Source organism: Flavivirga rizhaonensis (genome assembly GCF_004791695.1).
Taxonomy (GTDB): domain Bacteria; phylum Bacteroidota; class Bacteroidia; order Flavobacteriales; family Flavobacteriaceae; genus Flavivirga; species Flavivirga rizhaonensis.
Window position 1 is genome coordinate 452,699 of sequence record NZ_SRSO01000001.1, and the last position, 19,659, is coordinate 472,357.

Consider the following 19,659-nt stretch of genomic DNA (forward strand, 5'->3'; position numbering starts at 1 on the left):
ATGAAAGAAATACTGCTTTTTACCAGTGCTCTTACTGTGGATGCTGCCATACAGAAGCTTGGTGAACTTGGTGTTATAGATATTAAGGAAATCAGTAAACCGTCGGGTGAAGTTCTGGAACGTTGTTTAAGTGACATTGAAGACACTAAAAGAGCGATTTCAATTTTAGAAAGCCATAATATAACTAAAGATACACCTTCAATTAATGGTTTGTATACTAATGGTAAAGACCCTAAACGCATTGTTGGGAGATTGTTGAAATCTAAAATCATTAGTCAAAATATTCAAAAAGCACTAGAAGAATTAGATGGACAATTAGAATTTTATAAGACTTGGGGAGAAAATTTCAATAAAAATGACCTTAAACATATAGAACGGAAAGGAATTTATGTACCATTATATTGTATAGATAAATCGTTGGTCAAGACCCTTTCAAAAGATAATACCATAATAACATTTCCTGAAAAAGAAGGGAAAGTACCAGTTGCTTTATTTTCACAGAGCGTTTCTGATAAGCTAGACTTTAAGGAAGAAGTAATTCCTGAATTATCTTATATAGTATTGGAAGAAATTAGAAAACGAAAAGAGCGACAGCTAGCTCAGGTTAATGTGTTTTTAAATAATCAAAAAGAGCACCAATCGGTTTTAGAAAGTTATCTTAAGGTATTGGAAGATCGTTTGAATTCTGAAACAGCGCTTGAAGGTATGGGAGATATTGAAGGTAAGGTAAAATATCTAAAAGGTTATTTGCCTAAAGATGCTGTAGGTGGCTTTTCAGCCACCGCTAAAGCACAACATTGGGGTTATTCAATTTCTGAGCCAAATAATGTTGATGAAGTGCCTGTATATATCAAAAATCCAAGGTGGATTAACATCATCAAGCCCATGATGAAGTTTATAGATATTGTTCCAGGATATAAGGAAATAGATGTATCTATATACTTTCTCATTGCCTTTGCATTGTTTTTTGCTATGTTGGTTGGAGATGCTGGTTATGGTCTTATTTTTTTAATGCTAACCATTTTATTCAGAAAAAAAATGGCATCAAAGCTACGCACACTTATTTATGTGCTTAGCAGTTCTACTATAGTTTGGGGTATATTGAGTGGTACGTATTTTGGTGCTGAACAAATTGCACAACTACCACTCCTTAAGAACTTGGTCATTCCAAATATTGCAAGCTTTGGCGTAGACAATATTTCATTTATGATGCACTTATCGTTTCTTATAGGTGCAATTCACCTTACCGTAGCACATGGTATTCGAGTGGTTCAATTTATAAACTCAATCAAAGCATTAAGTGAAGTTGGGTGGATATGCCTCATTTGGGGTTTATTTTTTATTACAGAACAGCTCGTTTTAGGAAATCCTGCACCAAATTGGTACAACTGGTTATTTATAGTTGGTGCTGCCTTTGTTATTTTATTTTCTAATGAAAGTACAAATTTCTTAAAGAGTATGGGCGCATCTGTTGCCAATTTACCCTTGAGTTTAATCAGTGGGTTTTCAGATATTGTTTCGTATGTACGATTGTTTGCTGTAGGAATGGCAACTGCTGCTGTAGCTTCTAGTTTTAACAATATGGCATTGCCAGATGGTGTTGTAGGTATGGGGATTTTAGATTTGGTGATGGCAGCTATAGCTTTACTTTTAGGACATACTTTAAATATAGCATTGGCTCTAATGGCAGTAATGGTTCACGGTATACGATTAAATATGCTTGAATTTGCAGGGCATTTAGGTGTACAATTTTCAGGCGAAGCCTATAAGCCATTCAAATTAATGGTTTCTGAAAACAATTTTAAAGAATAGTAAAAAGAATATAATAATAAAAACAAGAACATTTCAAAAACAATATAACTATGGGATTTTTAGCATTTATTGAAACAACAGTACAAGGTTTGGGAGATATGGGAATGTCTTTGAGTATTGCCGCTATTGGTTCTGCAATAGGAACAGGAATTGCAGGAATGGCCGCCATTGGTGCCTGGAAAAAAATGATAACTAGCGGACAGAAAGCAGCAACCGCACTACTTATTTTTGTTGGAGCACCCCTATCTCAAGTTATATATGGTATGATACTTAAAAATGCCATTGCTGATGCTAATCTTAGTCCAGATTCCTATGTATGGCAAATAATCATTGGTCTTTTTGCTGGTGCTGCTATGGCAGGTTCAGCCATTTTTCAAGGGAAAGCTGGGGCAAGAGCTTGTGATGCCATTGCTTCTGGTGCTAACGATACAGCCAAATATATCATGATTATTGGCGTGGTAGAAACCGTTGCCCTTTTTGTGATGATATTTACAATGACTGGGTTACCAATAGTTCAATAAAAAATGATGCCATGTTTTTTGATCCTACATAGAATTAAGGAAGTGACTTGATAAAAGTCATAGTTTAATAGCTGTTTTCTGTAAAACTTTGTAAAACTAAATAGTATTATGAAAATACTGGTTATAGAAGATAACGTAGAACTACTTAAAGATATCAAGAACTTTTTAGAAGATCAAGGTAACATCTGCGAGATTGCTTCAGACTACCAATCGGCTTTAATGAAGGCTGTTATCTTTCCTTATGATATTTTAGTTGTTGATATTATGTTACCCGACGGAACGGGACTTGATATAATTAAGGAAGTTAAGAAAGAGAATATTGATGTAGGCATAATTATCATTTCCGCTAAAAATGCCGTTGGAGATAAAGTGAACGGATTAGAAATAGGAGCTGATGATTATTTGACTAAACCGTTTTATCTTGCAGAACTTAACGCTAGAATTAAGGCACTTTACAGAAGGAAAGCTTATAAAGGTAGCAAAGAAATAATCTTTAATGAAATTAAAATAAGACCAGAAAATCATGAAATTTTTGTAAACGATCGTTTGATGAGCCTCACCAAAAAAGAGTTTGACATCATTCATTTTTTTGTAGCGAACAGAAACAGATTATTAACAAAAGAAGCTATCGCCGAACATCTTTGGGGTGACCATATCGAAATGGCTGATTCTTTTAATTTTATTTATACACATTTGGCTAATTTGAGAAAAAAAATAACCAAGTTTGGAGGGAAAGACTATATTAAGTCTATTTACAGTGTAGGATATAAATTCAGTGACTAAAATGAATTTAGTAAACAGAACCAATAAGTACTACTTAATATTTTTCATATTTCTTTTTCCACTCATGGTTGCGGTAGATTATTACCTCATCAAGTATGTTGTAAACAAGGAGGTAGATGAGATATTGATACACGAAAGTGAACGTATTACTTTTAGTTTAAATGAAAATGGAGAACTCCCATCTTCTAGCTATTTATTGTCCATAACTCCCATTGATAAGGACTTTCCTGTTTTAAATAATAAATCGAGAGACACGCTGATTTATCAAGCCTATAAAGATAAACTAGTACCGCATCGTACTTATGATTTTGGGGCTAAAATAAATTCGAAAAAAGTAAAGATATCGTTAAAGCATGCTCTTTTAGAGATGAATAAATTGATTATATGGCTTTTTGTTACAACTACATTGATTATTTTATTACTTGTAGTGGGACTGTTTCTTATCAATCAAGGCATATATAAATGGGCTTGGAAACCTTTTTTTGAAAACTTATCAAAACTTACTAATTACGACGTTACTAAAAAAAGCCCAGTGCAACTTGAAAATTCCAGTATTGCTGAATTTCAAGAGCTTAATCAAATTGTTACAGTTTTAATGGATCAAGTGAGGAAAGATTTTCAGAACCTTAAAGAATTCAACGAGAATATTTCTCATGAAATCCAAACCCCTCTTGCCATTATACGCAACAAAATGGTGCTTCTTCTAGAAAGTCAAAATCTTAATAAAAAAGAACTTCAATGGGTACAGACCGTTTATCAAGAAGCCAATAAGCTATCAAAAATTGGGAAGTCTTTGACCTTGATTTCTAGAATAGAAAATCAAGAATTTACGAGATTGGATAATGTTGATGTTCGAGCTGTTGTAGAAAATATTGTTAGTAATATGGAAGAAATGATTGCATTCAAAGATCTCAAAATGGATGTTAAATTAAATCCCGTTACGATGAAATGTGATCTCATTTTGATAAACATCCTCTTAACTAACTTAATTAAAAATGCTATACAACATAACCATGAAAGAGGCTCTATTAAAATCTTGTTGAATGAAAAGAAATTCGAAATTGTAAACACAGGTAAGGTTTCTAAAGTAGAAACTGCACAGTTATTTAATCGCTTCCAAAGAGGAGATAAAACAAAAGAATCATTAGGGTTAGGTTTAGCTATCAATAAAAAAATATGTGAACTTTATGGATTTCAACTTGACTATGGCTATCATGACGAAAAGCATAAACTTTCTTTGGGTTTTAACAAATAAGGTTCTGCTTTGTGATGTTTAATTTAACTTTGATTTGAATTAAAGGTTATAAGTGAAACTTGTTTTAATATTGAAATTATTGGTTCTGTATTTGTGCCTTTCTTACCAAAATAGCAGTTTTAACTAAATAATTACTTTCTATATCAAAAATAGGTTAACAAAATAAAAGTAACCGAATACCTCAATTACCATAGGATGCTATTGGTTAAGAATTGCTTTAGAAGCATTTAAGATTAGCTTCAATATTGCTAAAGAATAATCTTAGAATGCACTTATACATTCGTTTTAAAATCGAATGTTATGAGTTATATAAGAATAATTACTTTAGTTATAAGTGTATTTACTTTTCCTGCTTTAAATAGTCAAATAATTTTATTAGATAAAAAACACTTAAAAAAAGAGAAAAGCTTATTGCAAAAAAGTATTTTACCTGTAAGCATTATAATAAGTGGAGCGGCATTAAGTAAGAGTTTTTTTGAAAAAAACCTACAAAAGGATATTAGAAAATTTGCAGGTAATAATTTTCACTCATCAATAGAAGACTACACGCGTTACGCACCTATTATTGAATTGTACGCAGCAGATATTCTTAATATAAAAGCTAAGAATCACTGGTTTGATCAAACAAAAAATTTAACCATGTCTATCTTAATAACAGATTTTATAACTTATAAATTAAAAAGAGGAATAAAAAAGGAAAGACCAGGCAGTACTATAACACATCCTTCATACGAATCTTTTCCTTCTGGGCATACATCTTTTGCTTTTGCAAATGCTTCAGTACTATATCAGGAATTTAAAGACTCTAATAAAATCTTGGCATATAGTGGCTATGCCTTTGCTATAACAACAGGTTCTTTTAGAATGCTTAATAATGCACATTATCTTTCTGATGTGTTAGTAGGAGCTGGAATTGCAATTTTGGTCACAGAACTTATATATCATTTTGAGCCTATTAAGTGGAATCCTTTTAAAAAGAAGGAAAATATTACCTTTGTACCAAAAATAGGAAGAGACGATTTTGGTAAAGAAAACTATGGCTTATATTTTAATATTCGTTTTTAAATTTGGGTTAAACTAATCTTCAGCCCCATTTATATATTCTTTAACAACATGACCTTCTTTGTCATAGAGACCTTCAATTTCTGTTCTAACTCAATTTCGTAAAATTCTCGTTCATTTGGCTCGATAAACTCCACTTCATTAACATCATATTTATCATAGCAAGTTTGCAAATTTTTCAGAATAATTAGAGGTAGATTGTTCCTGTCAATTTCATGTTCAGTTTCTATCCAACTTCCTTGTTCATCAAAGGTTGATGAATATTTTTGGTAATTTTTATTAAAGTCAACTTCCCATATACCATTTTCATATGCCCATTTTAGATTTTTTGCTTCAGAAAACTTTGTTGCAAAAGCTTTTTTTACTAGTTCTGGTATATCTTTTTGTTTTTGACAACAAAATAGCAAACTAAGAATAATAAAAAGTATATAATTTTTCACACATTAAATTTTATCAAACCTAATCACTAATTCTAAAATTACTTTTAAGTAAATCTAAAACCATAAAAGTTTCATTAAATTTAGGCATAAGTTTATATTTAGAAACTTATAAATATTAATGAAAAACATTTTAATTATTATAGTATTGTTAATACGTTCGGCTTCCATGGCGCAAGGAAGTATGATACAAGGTCGGGTTATTGATGATAACGGAATTAACATTTCTGGAGCTATAGTGGTTATAGAAAGTATTAATAGGCAAACTTCAACAGACATTCAAGGAAACTTTTTTCTTTTAGATTTACATGAGGGAAACTATATACTAAAAATCTATTATTCAGGATATAAAACACTAGAAAAAGAAATAAAGCTTGAAGAGAATCATAGAAATATTGAAATTTTCACATTAACTACAAATAGTGTTTTGTTGGAAGATGTAGTTTTAAATGTTTATTTAAATGATAATCGTTTAAGAGACATTAATTCACAAAAGAATAAAGCGAATATCACAAATGTTGTATCAATAGACCAAACAGGTAAATTTCCTGATGCGAATATAGGAGATGCTTTAAAAAGAATTTCGGGAATTAGCATGCAGGTAAAAGAGGGAGAAGCACAGGACATAATAATAAGAGGACTCGCACCCGAGCTAAATTCTGTTACTATAAATGGTAGTAGAGCTCCTTCTACAAATGGTGATAATAGAAGTGTTCAATTAGATGTTATTCCTACAGATATGATTGAGTCTATAGAAGTGACTAAAGCTCTTACGCCCGATATGGAAGCTGATGCATTGGGCGGATCTGTAAATTTAATTACCAGAACGGCACCACAAGGATTTAGGCTTTCTACGACATTAGGCTCAGGAATTAATTTAATTTCTAACAAACGTATTTGGAATACTAATTTCTTAATAGGTAACCGATCTAAAAATAAAAAATTTGGTTGGATGATTTCGGCTACTGTGAATGATAATGATTATGGATCGCATAGTATTGAAGCTGAATGGAGCAATATTTTTGAGTATAATACCGGAAGTACAAATATGCAGGGCGAAGCAATTATAGAAGAAGTAGATGTTTCCCCATATACAAATACACTATTAGAACAAACATTTTTTTTACAAAGAGTTCGCCGTAGTCTTGCTGCAAACTTTGAGTATATGTTTAATAATAACCACACCATATTTTTAAAGTCTTTTTTAAATTGGAGAGATGACAGAGAAAATAGGTTTGTCTTTGAGAGCGAAATATTGAATCCAATTGATATAGCACAGGAAAATTTTACTTTAAACGGAACCAATCTTATAGATTTTCCAGTTGAAATTAGCAGGCAAACCATTGGAGGAGCAAATAGTAGTAGTAGCAAAAATGGGCGTTTAGAAGTTAAAAGACTGCAAAACTTTAGTATAGGAGGGACTCATTTATTTAAAAATGTAAAAACAGATTGGTTAGCTTCATTTGCTGATGCTTCAGAAAAAGTTAACGAACGATTAGCTGAATATAAATCTGAATACAATGTATTTAACGATATTTCAAATACTCGATTTCCTTTTTTAAGACCACTGGACTTAGATGATGCAAATAATTTATCAAATTTTGAATTTGAAGAAATAGTAGAAGAAGTACTATTTAATGAAGAAGAGGACTTTAATTTCTTGATCAATACTGAAATACCATCAAATATATTGGGGTTTAATAATGGTACCATAAAATTTGGTCTTAAAAATAGATTTAAGTATAAAGCAAGAAATAATGATTTTACGTTTTTTAATTTTGAAGACGAATACCCAACCTTAGGCGATGTTCCTGTAACGAATTATTCAGATCCCGATTTTTTAGTTGGTGAAAAATATAAATCTGGCTTTTTTACAGATAAGAAGTGGTTGAGTGGTTTGAATTTGATTAATGGTGAAACCATAGGAGAAGAGTTTTTAAGACAACATTATTCGATTAAAGAAAATGTCTTTGCCAGTTATATGATGCTTAATGAAAAAATAAAAGATAAACTACATGTGGTTGCTGGAGTTAGGTTGGAACATACAAATATTAAAGCGAAAGCAAATAATATTGAGAATCCAGATAACTTTAATAGGATTACTAATGAGAAATCGTACACAAACATATTGCCTGGAATTCATTTAAAATATAATTTTTATAAACAATCAATTATAAAATTTGCTTGGACTAATACTTTGGCAAGGCCTAATTATGTCGATTTAGTTCCAACATTAGAGATTGTGTTGGCAGATGAAGAAATTATACTTGGTAACCCAGCTTTAGATGCAACGACCTCTATGAATTTTGATATTTCGGTAGAACATTATTTTAAATCTTTTGGAATTATTTCTGCAGGTCTTTTTTACAAAAATATTAAGGGTTTTATCTATACTTTTAAAAGTGAAACCACAGATGATAGATTTGGTGCAGGAACCAGTGGGTTTACAACATTTAAGCCACTTAATGGTGATAGCGCATCTCTTTTTGGTACAGAAATTGCTTTTCAAAAAGGACTTTCTTTTTTGCCTGGATTTGCCAAAAACTTTAATGTCAATATTAATTATACTTACATAGATTCTAATGCAAATGGAATAAGAAATTCCAAAGGGGAGGAGCGAGATGATTTAAACCTTCCTAATACTGCCAGACATACTTTAAATACAGCTTTAGGTTATGATGATAAGAATTTAAGTACCCGATTAGCTTTAAACTTTTCTGACAGATATATTGAAAATATAGGAGGCAATAGCTTTGAAGATATTTATTATGACAAACAACTATTTTTAGATTTTAACATAAATTATGTATTAAAAAAACATTTAAGCATTTATGTTGCAGTAAATAATATAACAAATCAACCGCTTCGATTATATCAGGGGACATCCGCAAGAACAGCACAAGCTGAGTATTATGATAGAAGGTTTGCTTTTGGGTTAAAATATGACCTCTTTAAAAAACAAAAATAATTTATTGATGAGAATAGATACTTTTGTATTTATTAGACTGTATTTTTTTTAACTTAGTTTTTTGCTCATTTTTTAATGTAAGTGTGTCACGGTGCGAAATAAGTATTAAAAAAGGAGTTCTTATTTGCAATGCTTCATTGAATTGATTTGAAGTCATTAATTTAATTTTACCATTTGAATAAAATCCGCTAGAATAACTTTTCTTATGCAAATGATAAATTGGAATACCTTCAATGGTTTTATTTTTCAACAAATATTTGTCGGTTTTACTATAAAACTCTAGACTTTTATTCTGAAGAGAGATAGAAAATAAAATAACTGCAATTACTGGTATCATTAAACTGGTTATTAAATAAGTTTTTTGCCATTTTATGGATCTCCACCAGAAAACAATCAACAATGCTAACGGGATCATAACAGGCATAATGTATGGATGGATTAAACTTTTGGAAAGGGTAAAGAAAAAGGGTGTCCATAAGAGCCATAAAATGAGGAACAATAACCATTTGTTTGTTTTTAGATTAAGTCGCACATTCCATACTTTTTTAATAACTAAGGTAATCCACGGAAGTGTAAATAAAATAAGGAATACCCAAATCATACCTATAGGTTGAGATTTTGGAAAACCGTATTTATCACCGCTCCAGCTAGAATCTAAAAAACGTTTAAAGTGCTCTCCCACTATGAAATAGTCCCAAAAACCAGGAGTAGCTTTTTCTGCAAGATAATACCAGGGAACACTTATTATGCCTATAATAAGTATTCCTATTAACCAAGGCATTTTAGTTATTACTTTTATATGATCTTTAAAAAACAACAGCCAGAGAAACAGTGGAGGCAAAGTTAAAATTATGATGATAGGACCTTTTGCCAGTAGTCCTAATCCTATTCCTATAAAGAATAAATAATTCCAAGCAGTTCTTTTTTCAGTGTTACTACTTTCCCAAAAAGAAAGCATAGTTAGCACAATGCAAAAACAAAGTGACATGTCTGTAGAGACAACACCAGTGTGTAATAAAAACTCAGGAATAGTTAATAGAATAAAGGCAGGTAAAAAGAAAGGTAGCCCTTGCTGCCTAGAATATTTACCAATCACAAAAAATATTAAAATGGCAAATATTAAAGAAGGTAACCTGACCGCAAATTCTGTTACCCCAAAAAGATTTATACTAAAAGCAGATAGCCAGGTTGATAGAGGCGGTTTAGCCCAAAAAGGAATGTTATAATCGATTTGTAACGTTACCCAATGATTAGTCTCGGACATTATTCGGGCAATCTCGGCATATCGAGCCTCGGTTTTATCCATTAGAGGAAGAGCAGTATTTATAAAAACCCTTATTATTAATAAAACCAATATGCTTAACAAATAAAATATAGGCTTGTTTAAAGCATGCTTTGAAGAACTGCCTTCCATGAGGTTTTTGTTTGTGTTTTATACTTTTTTGAGATTAATATAAGGTCGTACCAAAGTGTAAAGAAATAAGATATCTTGACTTTAGAATTGCTAGTGTCTATCCATGACTCTAAAGGGATTTCTTTTACAGTGTGTTTAATACTATTTTTGCCTATTAGCTGAATTAAACGATGAAATAGCTCAACATCAAATAACCATTTTGAAAGAAATCTTTCTTTAAACAATTGCCTGGCTAAATCTGCTCTAAATACCTTACAACCACACTGTGAGTCATAAATAGAAAGTTCTAATTGCATAGAAATTAAGGTAGCAATAAGCCGTCCAATAAAAAACCTAAACAACTTTCTATTAATAATATTATCTATTTTAGATATTCTTGACCCAAAAACAAATAAAACCTTGGTGTCTATAAGTTTACTTAATTTTAAGCATTCATCTAAAGTTGTCGATAAATCCGCATCCAAATAAGCAATTTTACTAAACCTTAAGTGCTTTTCTGCAAATAGAAACCCCGAACGAACTGCTGCTGCCTTCCCTCTATTTGTTTTTAAGTTATTAATAAAAACATGGTTAGTAGCTCCCGCTTTTATTTTTTGAAGTACTTTAAGTGTATTATCGCGAGAGCCATCATTAGAAAAAACAATAGCTACATTATTATTCTCCTGTAAGAAAGAATGGAATACCTCCGTTTGTAGCCTTCCAAATTCATTATAACAAGGAATAACTAGTAACAAAGAAAAATTTGTATGATTATAATGATTCATAAAATAGTTAAACGGCTAGTTTTTTTACTGGATTTAAACTATTTTTTATTTTTTTAATAATATCTTCTGTTGATTCAATGTTTGTATTGACAGCAGTACTATTATTACTATAAGGATAGTATCTTTTTATATCAGAAACAGAGAACAAACCAATGGTTGTGGTTTGTGATGCAGATGCTAAATGCATAATACCGCTATCTGCACCAATAAAAATTTCTGTGTTAGCAATTACAGCAGCTATTTCTCGGATATCCTTACTGTAAAATGAAGGTGCCTTAAATTGAATCTGGGAGACATTTTCTACAGGTAAAATTTCAAGAATATTATATTCATTAAATTCGGCTTTTAATTTTTCATAAAAAGGAAGCCACCAAGATTCACTGTAGCACTTTTCATCAGTAGCATAAGTAAATATGCTAATGCTTTTATTTTTTTTGTTAGTAGCCAATTTGTCTACAATTTTTTTTCCATGATTTATTTCTGCAGGATCAAGCTTTATATCTAATGAAGGAATAACTTCTTTACTTTTATTACCAAAAAGGGTTAGGTATTCCCTTAACAAATAGATCTGTTCTTTTGCAATATGATTTTCAGTTTTATGTATAAGGCGCTTATTTTCATCAGGATTACCTATTATTTTATGCCTTGAGGATGATAATAGAGTGAATAACCTCCCTGAGGATGAATCGCTTACCCCATTAATAGCTATATCGTAATTTTTTTTTCTTAAAGACATACACCTTTTTATATATTGTAATGGGTATTTAAAAGGTCTTTTTGGTAGTTGGATAATCTTATCTACATTATTGTAATTTTTAAAAATAATAGGAGATAAATCACCATTTACAATTAAATCAACTTTACAATTTGGAAATGTTGAAATAACTTCCTTTACCAAAGGAGAAGTAAGTAGTTGATTGCCTAACCTATGGTTTGGTCTACAAATTAGTATGTTTTTTATTTCATTTACATTTATGCTGTCACCTTTTTTTGAAACCTTAGTGTTAGAAATGTTTTTGGTGATAGCATGCATGAATTTCCTCTTGTAAACATTTATTCTTTTTAAAAACTTTTTACGCTGATTCATTAAAATTTATATTTGAAACCTATGAGGTAATTATTGTTATTATTTAAAAAAGAGAGGTTGAGTTTTTTCTTTTGATAAGGTGTTGTAAACAAGTAAGAACTACCAATACCAATAAAAGCACCAACAAGTATATCCCAGAAGTCATGTTTTTTAGCATGTATCCTGCTAAAAGCTGTGAATCCAGCTAAAGCATAAAAAGGGATACTTTTTTTAAAGCCGTATCTTTTATGAATAAATGAAGCTGCTTGGAAAGTAACAGATGTATGACCCGAAGGAAATGAGTTTTCGTTGCTGGCGTCTGGTCTTGATTTGTTAATCGTTAACTTTAGGCCATAAGTAATGATACTTGAAAGGGTGACACTTTTGGTGAATTGACAACTTCCTTCGCTATCATCAAATAACAAAGTTGCTGCAACTGTAGCAACAGGAGCAGTAAATAGTATAACATCTCCTGTAGTTTCTATAGTTTTGTTTTGTGAAAACGAATAGAAACAATTAACAAGTAGAGTTATTAATAGCCAAATTGTTGTGAAAGAATCATACGTATGTTTTAAGACTGGCAGCATCTGGTTTTTCTAATGAATCGCCAAAGTAGATGCAGAATCTTAAATTACTCTTAAGAGAAGTTTAAGAAGATCTATAGTTAAATGTTGGTAGAAATGATTAACCTTCTAAGATCTTTTGAGAACTAGGGCATGTAGTATTACCATAAGAACAGAAAATACAACAGCTACCCTCAAGCGGTCTCAATATTTTTTTGCAATTATTGCATTCGTGTATAAAATGAATACTGGTTTCGGACATTTTTATATTCATTTTATGATTACAATAAGGACAAGAAATAGTTGTTTCTAATAGTATAGGCATCATTAGTTAAAAGTTAATTTAAAAACATGCATATTATTGCTAAATGTGTAGCTAATGGTATAACCATAATTATCACAAATTTTCTTAACGATAGCCAGTCCAAGGCCAAGAGATTTTTTGGTTGTATTCTCTTTATAAAATCGATCGTATAATTTTTCAGGATTTTTAATAGCCGCTTCTCCAGAGTTTGAAACTATAAATTCATTAGTAGTGGTTTTTATAATAATCTCTCCTTCAGAAGACGTGTATTTTATAGCATTTGATAATAAATTATCAGCAATTATTCCTGCTAAATATGGATCACCATTAATTTCAAGGGGCTCCATTTCTCTCGTTAGAATAGGAACCTTATTTAATCCTTCAAAAGATTCTATAGATTTTTTTAGAATATTGGTGAAATTAATCTGATTAGAGGTTTTAAATTGTTGATTTTCAATTTTTGCTAATAGAATTAATTTTTTATTAAGTGTCGCTAGCCTGCGGGCATTATTAGATATTTCTATTAAAAGGTTGTACTGTTTTTCATTAATTTGATTCTCATCAAATAAATTACCAATCTTAGCTTGAATATTAGCTAAGGGAGTTTGGATTTCATGAGAGACATCTTCTGTAAATTGTTTTAAATTTTGGTAGTCTGAAATAACTTTATTCGTTAATGTTTTTATTTCTGTATTTAATTCGGAAAACTCTTCTATATCTGTTTCTTCCAGATTGATAGCTTTGTTAGATTGTATAGAAAACGTTTTTATTTTTTTAAGGTTATTAAAAAAAGGCTTCCAAACTAATGCGGTGTTTTTTCTGCTTAAATAATACTGTGCCAGAAATACTGTTAGAAGAATTACGATATAAGACAAAATAATAGCTTGTAAAATATCATATAACTCAACAACCTTGGTTCTAACGGAAATTTTATACGCCCTTTCATTTATTTTTTTATATGTGATTAGCTCCATATAAGGTTCTAATTCTTCCTCTGCAGGATCATATAAAATAGTGTCTTTTATTCTCTGTGTCCCTATATATTTAACTTCTTGGGTGTTTATTATTGGATGTACATTAATAGGAACTCCTTCTTTTTCAATTAATTTTTCAATTCTAAATGCTTGTGAATTTAACGACTCTTCAGTTTCGTCTTTTATAATATACTTGGTAATAAAGTATAAAGCAATAACACTCAAAATCATTGCAAGCAAACCATAAGTCAAAAAACTTCGAGATATTTTTTTTAGTAATTTTATTTTCTTTTTATGGTTCATAATTTACATGTCTTCATCCATAAATTTGTACCCAATTCTGTAAACTGTTCTAATATAGTTAGCAGCAACATCTGTTAGTTTTTTTCGTAAATGATTGATGTGTACATAGATGAAATCAAAACTATCAACAGTATCAATATTATCGCCCCATAGATGTTCTGCGATAACTTCTTTTGAAAGCACTCTGTTTTTATTAGTAATAAAATAAACCAGTAAATCATACTCTTTTTTAGTTAACTGTATTGGTTTTTCATTAACGTAAGCTTGCATAGCATCTGTTTTAATTTTTATTTCGTTAAAAGAGATATTGGAATCTCCATCGTATTTACCTCTTCGCATCACAGCTTTAATACGTGAATTTAGTTCTGTAAGATGAAAAGGTTTCGTTAAATAGTCATCAGCCCCTAAATCTAATCCTTCTACTTTGTCGTCAAGCGAGTTATTTGCCGAAATAATAATTACAGGAATTTTTTTGCCCTCTTTTTTTATTAGCTTTAATAAATCCAATCCATTACCGGTTATTAAATTTATATCTAAAAGAATGAGGTCGTATTCATAAATAGAAACTTTGGAGATTGCTTCATAATAATCGGAAGCAGTTTCACATATGTGAGCATCTCTATTTAAAAATTTAATGATAGATTCTTGTAATGTTATTTCATCTTCAGCGATTAATATTTTCATTTATTCTTTAATTGTGATTTTGCAAAATATATTAAGAATCTTAAGTTACTCTTAAGTACCTCTAAAGATAAGTTTTATAAAAGTATAAAAATTCAGAGTTTCTAATCTAAATTTTTGCCCTAACTTATCTGTTGGTAATTAGAGTCTTTTACCAAATTTATAGGTACTCATCCAGATACTTGATAAGTCGAAGTCGAAGGTATATTGATTTTAAGTACAAAATCCCCTCAATTCAAAACCAGTTTTACTAAATTAACGTGAGATCGATATATTAAAACCTGACAAATCTGTTGTTTAATTGTTTTAATAAAGAAACTATGTCATTCCGGAAGAAGAACGAAGAGGAATCCCATCCTTAACGAGATTTCTCGAAAGTTTATCTTGAGCACTTCGACTCCGCTCGGTATAAACTAAAGTCGAAAGGCTCATACATCGATTTGTAGAAATGACAAATACTTGAAAATCATTTTTTTAAAAAATTAAATCAAACTGACGTTAAATTAATTGAGATACTTAATAATAAATAATCTTAATCTCTCAATTTATATGGCATCTATTTTTAGAAAACTATTAATTTGTTACAGCAAAAAATATAAACACTGGCATAACAAAATGATTCACAACCTACTCAGAAAGCATGACATTTTTTATATAAGTAAATAAAATAGTGAAGAAAAAACAATCTATTTACAGTAAATACTGACGTATTTTACTTGCTATTTTTCTTAGATCATTGATTAAGAGCGAGTAATATTTCGCATTTAGAAACAAAAATTTTAATTTTTATCTAATTGTAACTCACTATTATACTATAAAATTTAACAAAATTCAGGATAAAATGCAAAAAAATCGGTTAAAATGTTGTTTTTTAAGATTAATTGCATAGTTTTGCTATTCATAATCAAGAAAATTTTGTAATATGAAAATGAAAATTATATTTTTTAGTCTTAGTTTATTTTTAATAACTGGTGCTACCTTTGCCCAAAAAAAGGATACACCTAAAAGTATTATTAGTGAAAAAGTTGGTATAAAGAAATACCACGATAAAGAAGAATTAGACCGTATGCAAAAAGGTCAATTATTAGAGCTTTATATTGAGCGAATAAAACTTCTTGTAAAAACGTTACCTTACATAGCATTTGCAACAAAACCAGGTGTTACAATGTCTACTTTAGGTATCCCTAATACAAAAGATAACAGAGAAACTTTGGAGGATGAGTTTGAAGCTTCAGATGCTTTTCTTGAAACGACTCTGAATTTCCAGCGGACTATGTTGCCATATTCAGATAAAAGTAATTTGATTGCTGCGATTATCTTTTATGAAGATACTATGAAATCATTGCATCAATACAGTGAATTTCATAATTAAGAATTTATTTATACATTATTTGTGTTCATCTGATACTGAATGATGATTTACAAATAGTTAAAATTTTCATTATATAATATAATAAGGTATAAAATAATTAAACCTTATTCCTTTTATTCTATAAATTATTTTTATAGTACAAAATAATTTGTGCAAAAGATAGGATAACAAAAATCATTATAACATTACAGATTTTCTATAAGTTTTAAACCTTAATAAACACAAGTTTTTTTTATTTATTAAGGTTTAAAACTTTAGCTATATAACATTTTCTATTCGTATTAAAGTAGAAGAAGTAGGCAAATGCATTACATCGAATAAATTAATAAGTAAAAACTTACATAATTATGCATTTCATCGAATTTATTCGCTTTTTATGGAATTAAATTGTAAATAATTGTAAATTTGAATACTGAACTTAACAAGTGTTAATAATAACAGCTATGAAAAAAATTATACAAATAATGGTGTTCCTTTTACTGGTTGGAAGTGCATCAGCGCAGCAAGAAAAAGGAATAATTGGTACAGATAATTGGTTAGATAATTGGACGGATTTTTATCCTAAAAGTGCTGACTATGGAGAACCTAATCAGATTCTTACAGGAAACATTACTAAGGATACCAAATTATATAAGAAAGATACTTATCTATTAATGGGTAATGTTTTTGTTACAGATAGTACGACGCTTACCATAGAACCAGGAACCGTAATCATTGGTGATTGGGAATCAAAAGCATCTTTAACTATTGCCAAAGGAGCAACTATAATGGCTGAAGGTTTAGATACCGACCCCATAGTGTTTACTTCTAATAGAAGTGTCAAAAAAGCTGGTGATTGGGGAGGCATTATTTTATTAGGTGATGCTCCAACTAATAAATTTGGAAATGGTTCTGTTGCATCTATGTATGCGAATCTTGACCAATCTTCTTATGGACATACAAATTACGGTGGCAAAAATATTAAAAGTAATTCTGGGGTATTAAAATATGTTAGAATTGAATATGCAGGAAAGAGAAAAAGAGGAGGAACAAATTTTAACGGCTTATTATTAGCTGGTGTAGGTAATGAAACTATATTGGAAAATATAATGGTAAGTTATTGCGCTGGAGATTCTTTTGAGGTAATAGGCGGGGAAGTTAATTTACTTAAAGCTGTTTCTTATAGATCTAATAGTAACGATTTTAAATTTAATCTAGGAACACAATCTAGATTAGATAATTCATTAGCAATTCGATCTCCATATTCAACCAGTAGTAATGGAGCAAGATGTTTAGAAATTACTTCATACGATAAAAAAGAAGAAGTTGATTTCACAAAAGCAGGAACAACGGTAATTGCTAAAAATATGACGATGTTAAATCTAAGTGATGATTTAAATGCCCATATAGGATTAGGGTTGATTAAAGAAGCTGTTTTTATTGGTGAAAATGCTTCACTTGATATTAATAAGAGTGTTATTTCTGGATTTAATCCAGCAGTAATATTAGATGATAAAATAATTATAAATCAAGAAAATTTAGAAAAAATTAAATTTGTTGATATGTTTTTCAACAATTGTAACGGAAACATATTTAAAGAGTATAATTCTAATAATGAAGACTTGGAAAATTGGTATGGTAACAGATCTTTTTATAATGTCTATTCAAAAACTCAAAATTCAGAAACGTTTATTGATTTGAAGAATAAGAAAAGACCTGATTATAGATTGCGTATTAATAAAATAATAGCAGCCAATGGAAAAAATTAAATTTAAAGGGAAGGTTCTCATCTAAAAATAAAAAATGTGAACCTTCCATAAATTTAAAATAAGTTTTCTTTTTATTAAACCAACCAACAATTATTAAAAGTGATTTTCAATTATTCTAATGGTATCGTTAGAACGATAATTGTTTCCCAAAGTTTTTTATTAACTAAAGAGAATGATATCGTATGAAGAACTTTACTATTACAACTAATCTTATCATTGTTATTTTTCTGTTTTTTGCGGATCAGATGAAGGCGCAAATTGTAAATCCTCCTAGCACAGAATTTACAAATGCTTGTGCGAGTCCTTCCTTTAACACTTATAATGTAAAGTTTTCATTTGAATCTACATTAATAAATGCCTCTAATCAATTTATATTGGAGCTTTCTGATGAAAATGGGAGTTTTTCAAGCCCGGAAATACTTTTCACATCTGCTGCTGGAACAATTACAACGTCGCCAGCTACGATTAATTTTCCTGTACCAACTACAATTGCAGGAGAAGCGTATAAAGTACGAGTAAAAAGTACTTCACCGGCATCAACAAGTAGCGGTTCTAATTCTTTTGCTGCATATTATAAATTTCAAGACACGCCTTTTACTATTAATAACTTAAATGAGACAGGTGTTTACTGTGCTGGCGGAAGTTATTTGCTAACTATAGATAATCCGGGAACAGGAGACAACGATTCGCCATTACAATATCCTTCATTAACATTTAATTGGTTTAAAGAAACAAGCCCAACGACATCCGTTTTTGTAGATTCTGGGGCTAGTTTAGCTGTTAGTGAACCTGGAACCTATTTTGTTGAAACAAATTATGGGTCCTGTTCTTCAAATTCGTTTTCAAATAGAGTAACCGTTAGTCAAGCCTCATCTGGAGGCTCTACTAGTATAAGTTCTAGTTTTGGTAATCCATATTGTTCTAGTTTAGGGGCAACCACCTTAAGTACTGTTTCTGGTGGTGTTAGCTATCAGTGGTTTAAAGATGGTAATGAGATTGCAGATGCTACAAGTGATACATATACAACAGACCAATCTGGATTATACGAGGTAAATGTTTCTTTAGGAGGATGTTCAACAAGTGGATCCATCAATTTAGATGCCAATCAATTTACAAGTAGTATTGATGTTGAGGAAATACCAGCTGTTAATTTAATGCCAGCAAGTGGGACTTTAACAATTACTTTAATAGATACAGCTACTAATCCAGAATATGAATGGTATTTAAACGACGTATTAATTCCAGGAGCTACTGGTGATAGTTTTGAAGCATCGCAGACAGGTGACTATAAGGCTGTTATAAAACAAACGGCAGGATGTATATCATCAAAAGAGTTTCTTTTTGTTATACAAGAAACCTTTCCCGATGTTGAAAATATTCCCAATTTAATAAGTCCTAATGGAGACGGTGTAAATGATACTTGGGTAATTCCTAAAGAGTATATAAGCGGAACAAATGCAGAAATTATATTAATTAGCTCTCAAGGAGAAATTGTATTTCAAACAAATGATTATCAGAATAATTGGCCTCAAACCGAATTAAATTTTATAGATGTAAACCCAGTTTATTATTACATTATAACAACTGAAGACCAAAAAACAAAAAAGGGTTCTATTACGGTTGTAAAATAGC

General features: G+C 30.3%; 17 protein-coding genes. 9 read left to right on the forward strand and 8 right to left on the reverse strand.

Annotation, left to right across the window (positions count from 1 at the left end; translation table 11 throughout):
• The 5 genes from EM932_RS01665 (at position 1) to EM932_RS01685 (ending at position 5,436) form a co-directional block, all read left to right on the forward strand.
• On the forward strand, positions 1–1,812 hold the full coding sequence (locus tag EM932_RS01665) for a V-type ATP synthase subunit I (RefSeq protein WP_135874803.1): 1,812 nt from the start codon (positions 1–3) through the stop codon (positions 1,810–1,812).
• A gap of 50 nt (positions 1,813–1,862) precedes the next feature.
• Entirely contained in the window at positions 1,863–2,333 is a 471-nt protein-coding gene (locus EM932_RS01670; protein WP_135874805.1) for a V-type ATP synthase subunit K, read from the forward strand.
• 108 nt (positions 2,334–2,441) lie between these two features.
• A complete protein-coding gene (locus EM932_RS01675) occupies positions 2,442–3,116 on the forward strand; it encodes a response regulator transcription factor (RefSeq protein WP_135874807.1) in 675 nt (224 codons plus the stop codon).
• 1 nt (position 3,117) lies between these two features.
• Positions 3,118–4,371, forward strand: coding sequence for a sensor histidine kinase (locus EM932_RS01680; RefSeq protein ID WP_135874809.1), 1,254 nt, complete (start codon positions 3,118–3,120; stop codon positions 4,369–4,371).
• A gap of 300 nt (positions 4,372–4,671) precedes the next feature.
• Positions 4,672–5,436, forward strand: coding sequence for a phosphatase PAP2 family protein (locus EM932_RS01685; protein WP_135874811.1), 765 nt, complete (start codon positions 4,672–4,674; stop codon positions 5,434–5,436).
• Between the two features lie 29 nt (positions 5,437–5,465).
• On the opposite strand, the gene EM932_RS01690 is transcribed toward EM932_RS01685, so the two are convergent.
• Positions 5,466–5,873, reverse strand: coding sequence for a PepSY-like domain-containing protein (locus EM932_RS01690; RefSeq protein ID WP_135874813.1), 408 nt, complete (start codon positions 5,871–5,873; stop codon positions 5,466–5,468).
• Positions 5,874–5,991: 118 nt separating this feature from the next.
• On the opposite strand from EM932_RS01690, the gene EM932_RS01695 reads away from it, so the two are divergent.
• A complete protein-coding gene (locus EM932_RS01695) occupies positions 5,992–8,838 on the forward strand; it encodes a TonB-dependent receptor (protein ID WP_135874815.1) in 2,847 nt (948 codons plus the stop codon).
• Position 8,839: 1 nt separating this feature from the next.
• On the opposite strand, the gene EM932_RS01700 is transcribed toward EM932_RS01695, so the two are convergent.
• From EM932_RS01700 to EM932_RS01730, 7 genes are all read right to left on the reverse strand, one after another.
• A complete protein-coding gene (locus tag EM932_RS01700; protein ID WP_135874817.1) occupies positions 8,840–10,252 on the reverse strand; it encodes an ArnT family glycosyltransferase in 1,413 nt (470 codons plus the stop codon).
• Positions 10,222–11,016, reverse strand: a complete 795-nt coding sequence (locus tag EM932_RS01705; RefSeq protein WP_135874819.1) for a glycosyltransferase — start codon at positions 11,014–11,016, stop codon at positions 10,222–10,224. Before EM932_RS01705 ends, EM932_RS01700 begins: the two co-directional genes overlap by 31 nt.
• A gap of 7 nt (positions 11,017–11,023) precedes the next feature.
• Positions 11,024–12,103 carry a glycosyltransferase family 9 protein gene (locus EM932_RS01710; RefSeq protein ID WP_135874821.1) on the reverse strand — a complete coding sequence of 360 codons (1,080 nt, stop codon included), beginning with the start codon at positions 12,101–12,103 and terminating at the stop codon, positions 11,024–11,026.
• Complete coding sequence (locus tag EM932_RS01715; RefSeq protein ID WP_135874823.1) at positions 12,103–12,669, reverse strand: phosphatase PAP2 family protein; 567 nt, start codon at positions 12,667–12,669, stop codon at positions 12,103–12,105. Before EM932_RS01715 ends, EM932_RS01710 begins: the two co-directional genes overlap by 1 nt.
• Before the next feature lie 97 nt (positions 12,670–12,766).
• Positions 12,767–12,973 carry a GDCCVxC domain-containing (seleno)protein gene (locus EM932_RS21345; protein ID WP_317129349.1) on the reverse strand — a complete coding sequence of 69 codons (207 nt, stop codon included), beginning with the start codon at positions 12,971–12,973 and terminating at the stop codon, positions 12,767–12,769.
• A complete protein-coding gene (locus EM932_RS01725; protein WP_135874825.1) occupies positions 12,973–14,226 on the reverse strand; it encodes a sensor histidine kinase in 1,254 nt (417 codons plus the stop codon). The genes EM932_RS21345 and EM932_RS01725 overlap by 1 nt, the downstream gene beginning before the upstream one ends.
• A gap of 3 nt (positions 14,227–14,229) precedes the next feature.
• Positions 14,230–14,910, reverse strand: a complete 681-nt coding sequence (locus EM932_RS01730; protein WP_135874827.1) for a response regulator transcription factor — start codon at positions 14,908–14,910, stop codon at positions 14,230–14,232.
• A 919-nt stretch (positions 14,911–15,829) separates the two neighbouring features.
• Between EM932_RS01730 and EM932_RS01735 the strand changes: the two genes are divergently transcribed.
• The 3 genes from EM932_RS01735 to EM932_RS01745 all read left to right on the forward strand — a co-directional run bounded on the left by EM932_RS01735 (position 15,830) and on the right by EM932_RS01745 (position 19,658).
• Positions 15,830–16,279, forward strand: coding sequence for a hypothetical protein (locus EM932_RS01735; RefSeq protein ID WP_135874829.1), 450 nt, complete (start codon positions 15,830–15,832; stop codon positions 16,277–16,279).
• Between the two features lie 443 nt (positions 16,280–16,722).
• On the forward strand, positions 16,723–18,027 hold the full coding sequence (locus tag EM932_RS01740) for a hypothetical protein (protein ID WP_135874831.1): 1,305 nt from the start codon (positions 16,723–16,725) through the stop codon (positions 18,025–18,027).
• A 182-nt stretch (positions 18,028–18,209) separates the two neighbouring features.
• Positions 18,210–19,658, forward strand: a complete 1,449-nt coding sequence (locus EM932_RS01745) for a T9SS type B sorting domain-containing protein (protein WP_135874833.1) — start codon at positions 18,210–18,212, stop codon at positions 19,656–19,658.
• Position 19,659: the final 1 nt, after the last annotated feature.

What these genes read in the sequence shown, in the direction of transcription:
- EM932_RS01710 (WP_135874821.1), bottom strand. Translation starts at nt 12,103, where the DNA reads ATGAATCAGCGTAAAAAGTTTTTAAAAAGAATAAATGTTTACAAGAGG.
- EM932_RS01715 (WP_135874823.1), bottom strand. Translation starts at nt 12,669, where the DNA reads ATGCTGCCAGTCTTAAAACATACGTATGATTCTTTCACAACAATTTGG.
- EM932_RS01705 (WP_135874819.1), bottom strand. Translation starts at nt 11,016, where the DNA reads ATGAATCATTATAATCATACAAATTTTTCTTTGTTACTAGTTATTCCT.
- EM932_RS01730 (WP_135874827.1), bottom strand. Translation starts at nt 14,910, where the DNA reads ATGAAAATATTAATCGCTGAAGATGAAATAACATTACAAGAATCTATC.
- EM932_RS01685 (WP_135874811.1), top strand. Translation starts at nt 4,672, where the DNA reads ATGAGTTATATAAGAATAATTACTTTAGTTATAAGTGTATTTACTTTT.
- EM932_RS01675 (WP_135874807.1), top strand. Translation starts at nt 2,442, where the DNA reads ATGAAAATACTGGTTATAGAAGATAACGTAGAACTACTTAAAGATATC.
- EM932_RS01745 (WP_135874833.1), top strand. Translation starts at nt 18,210, where the DNA reads ATGAAGAACTTTACTATTACAACTAATCTTATCATTGTTATTTTTCTG.
- EM932_RS01680 (WP_135874809.1), top strand. Translation starts at nt 3,118, where the DNA reads ATGAATTTAGTAAACAGAACCAATAAGTACTACTTAATATTTTTCATA.
- EM932_RS01665 (WP_135874803.1), top strand. Translation starts at nt 1, where the DNA reads ATGAAAGAAATACTGCTTTTTACCAGTGCTCTTACTGTGGATGCTGCC.
- EM932_RS01725 (WP_135874825.1), bottom strand. Translation starts at nt 14,226, where the DNA reads ATGAACCATAAAAAGAAAATAAAATTACTAAAAAAAATATCTCGAAGT.
- EM932_RS01740 (WP_135874831.1), top strand. Translation starts at nt 16,723, where the DNA reads ATGAAAAAAATTATACAAATAATGGTGTTCCTTTTACTGGTTGGAAGT.
- EM932_RS01670 (WP_135874805.1), top strand. Translation starts at nt 1,863, where the DNA reads ATGGGATTTTTAGCATTTATTGAAACAACAGTACAAGGTTTGGGAGAT.
- EM932_RS21345 (WP_317129349.1), bottom strand. Translation starts at nt 12,973, where the DNA reads ATGATGCCTATACTATTAGAAACAACTATTTCTTGTCCTTATTGTAAT.
- EM932_RS01735 (WP_135874829.1), top strand. Translation starts at nt 15,830, where the DNA reads ATGAAAATGAAAATTATATTTTTTAGTCTTAGTTTATTTTTAATAACT.
- EM932_RS01700 (WP_135874817.1), bottom strand. Translation starts at nt 10,252, where the DNA reads ATGGAAGGCAGTTCTTCAAAGCATGCTTTAAACAAGCCTATATTTTAT.
- EM932_RS01695 (WP_135874815.1), top strand. Translation starts at nt 5,992, where the DNA reads ATGAAAAACATTTTAATTATTATAGTATTGTTAATACGTTCGGCTTCC.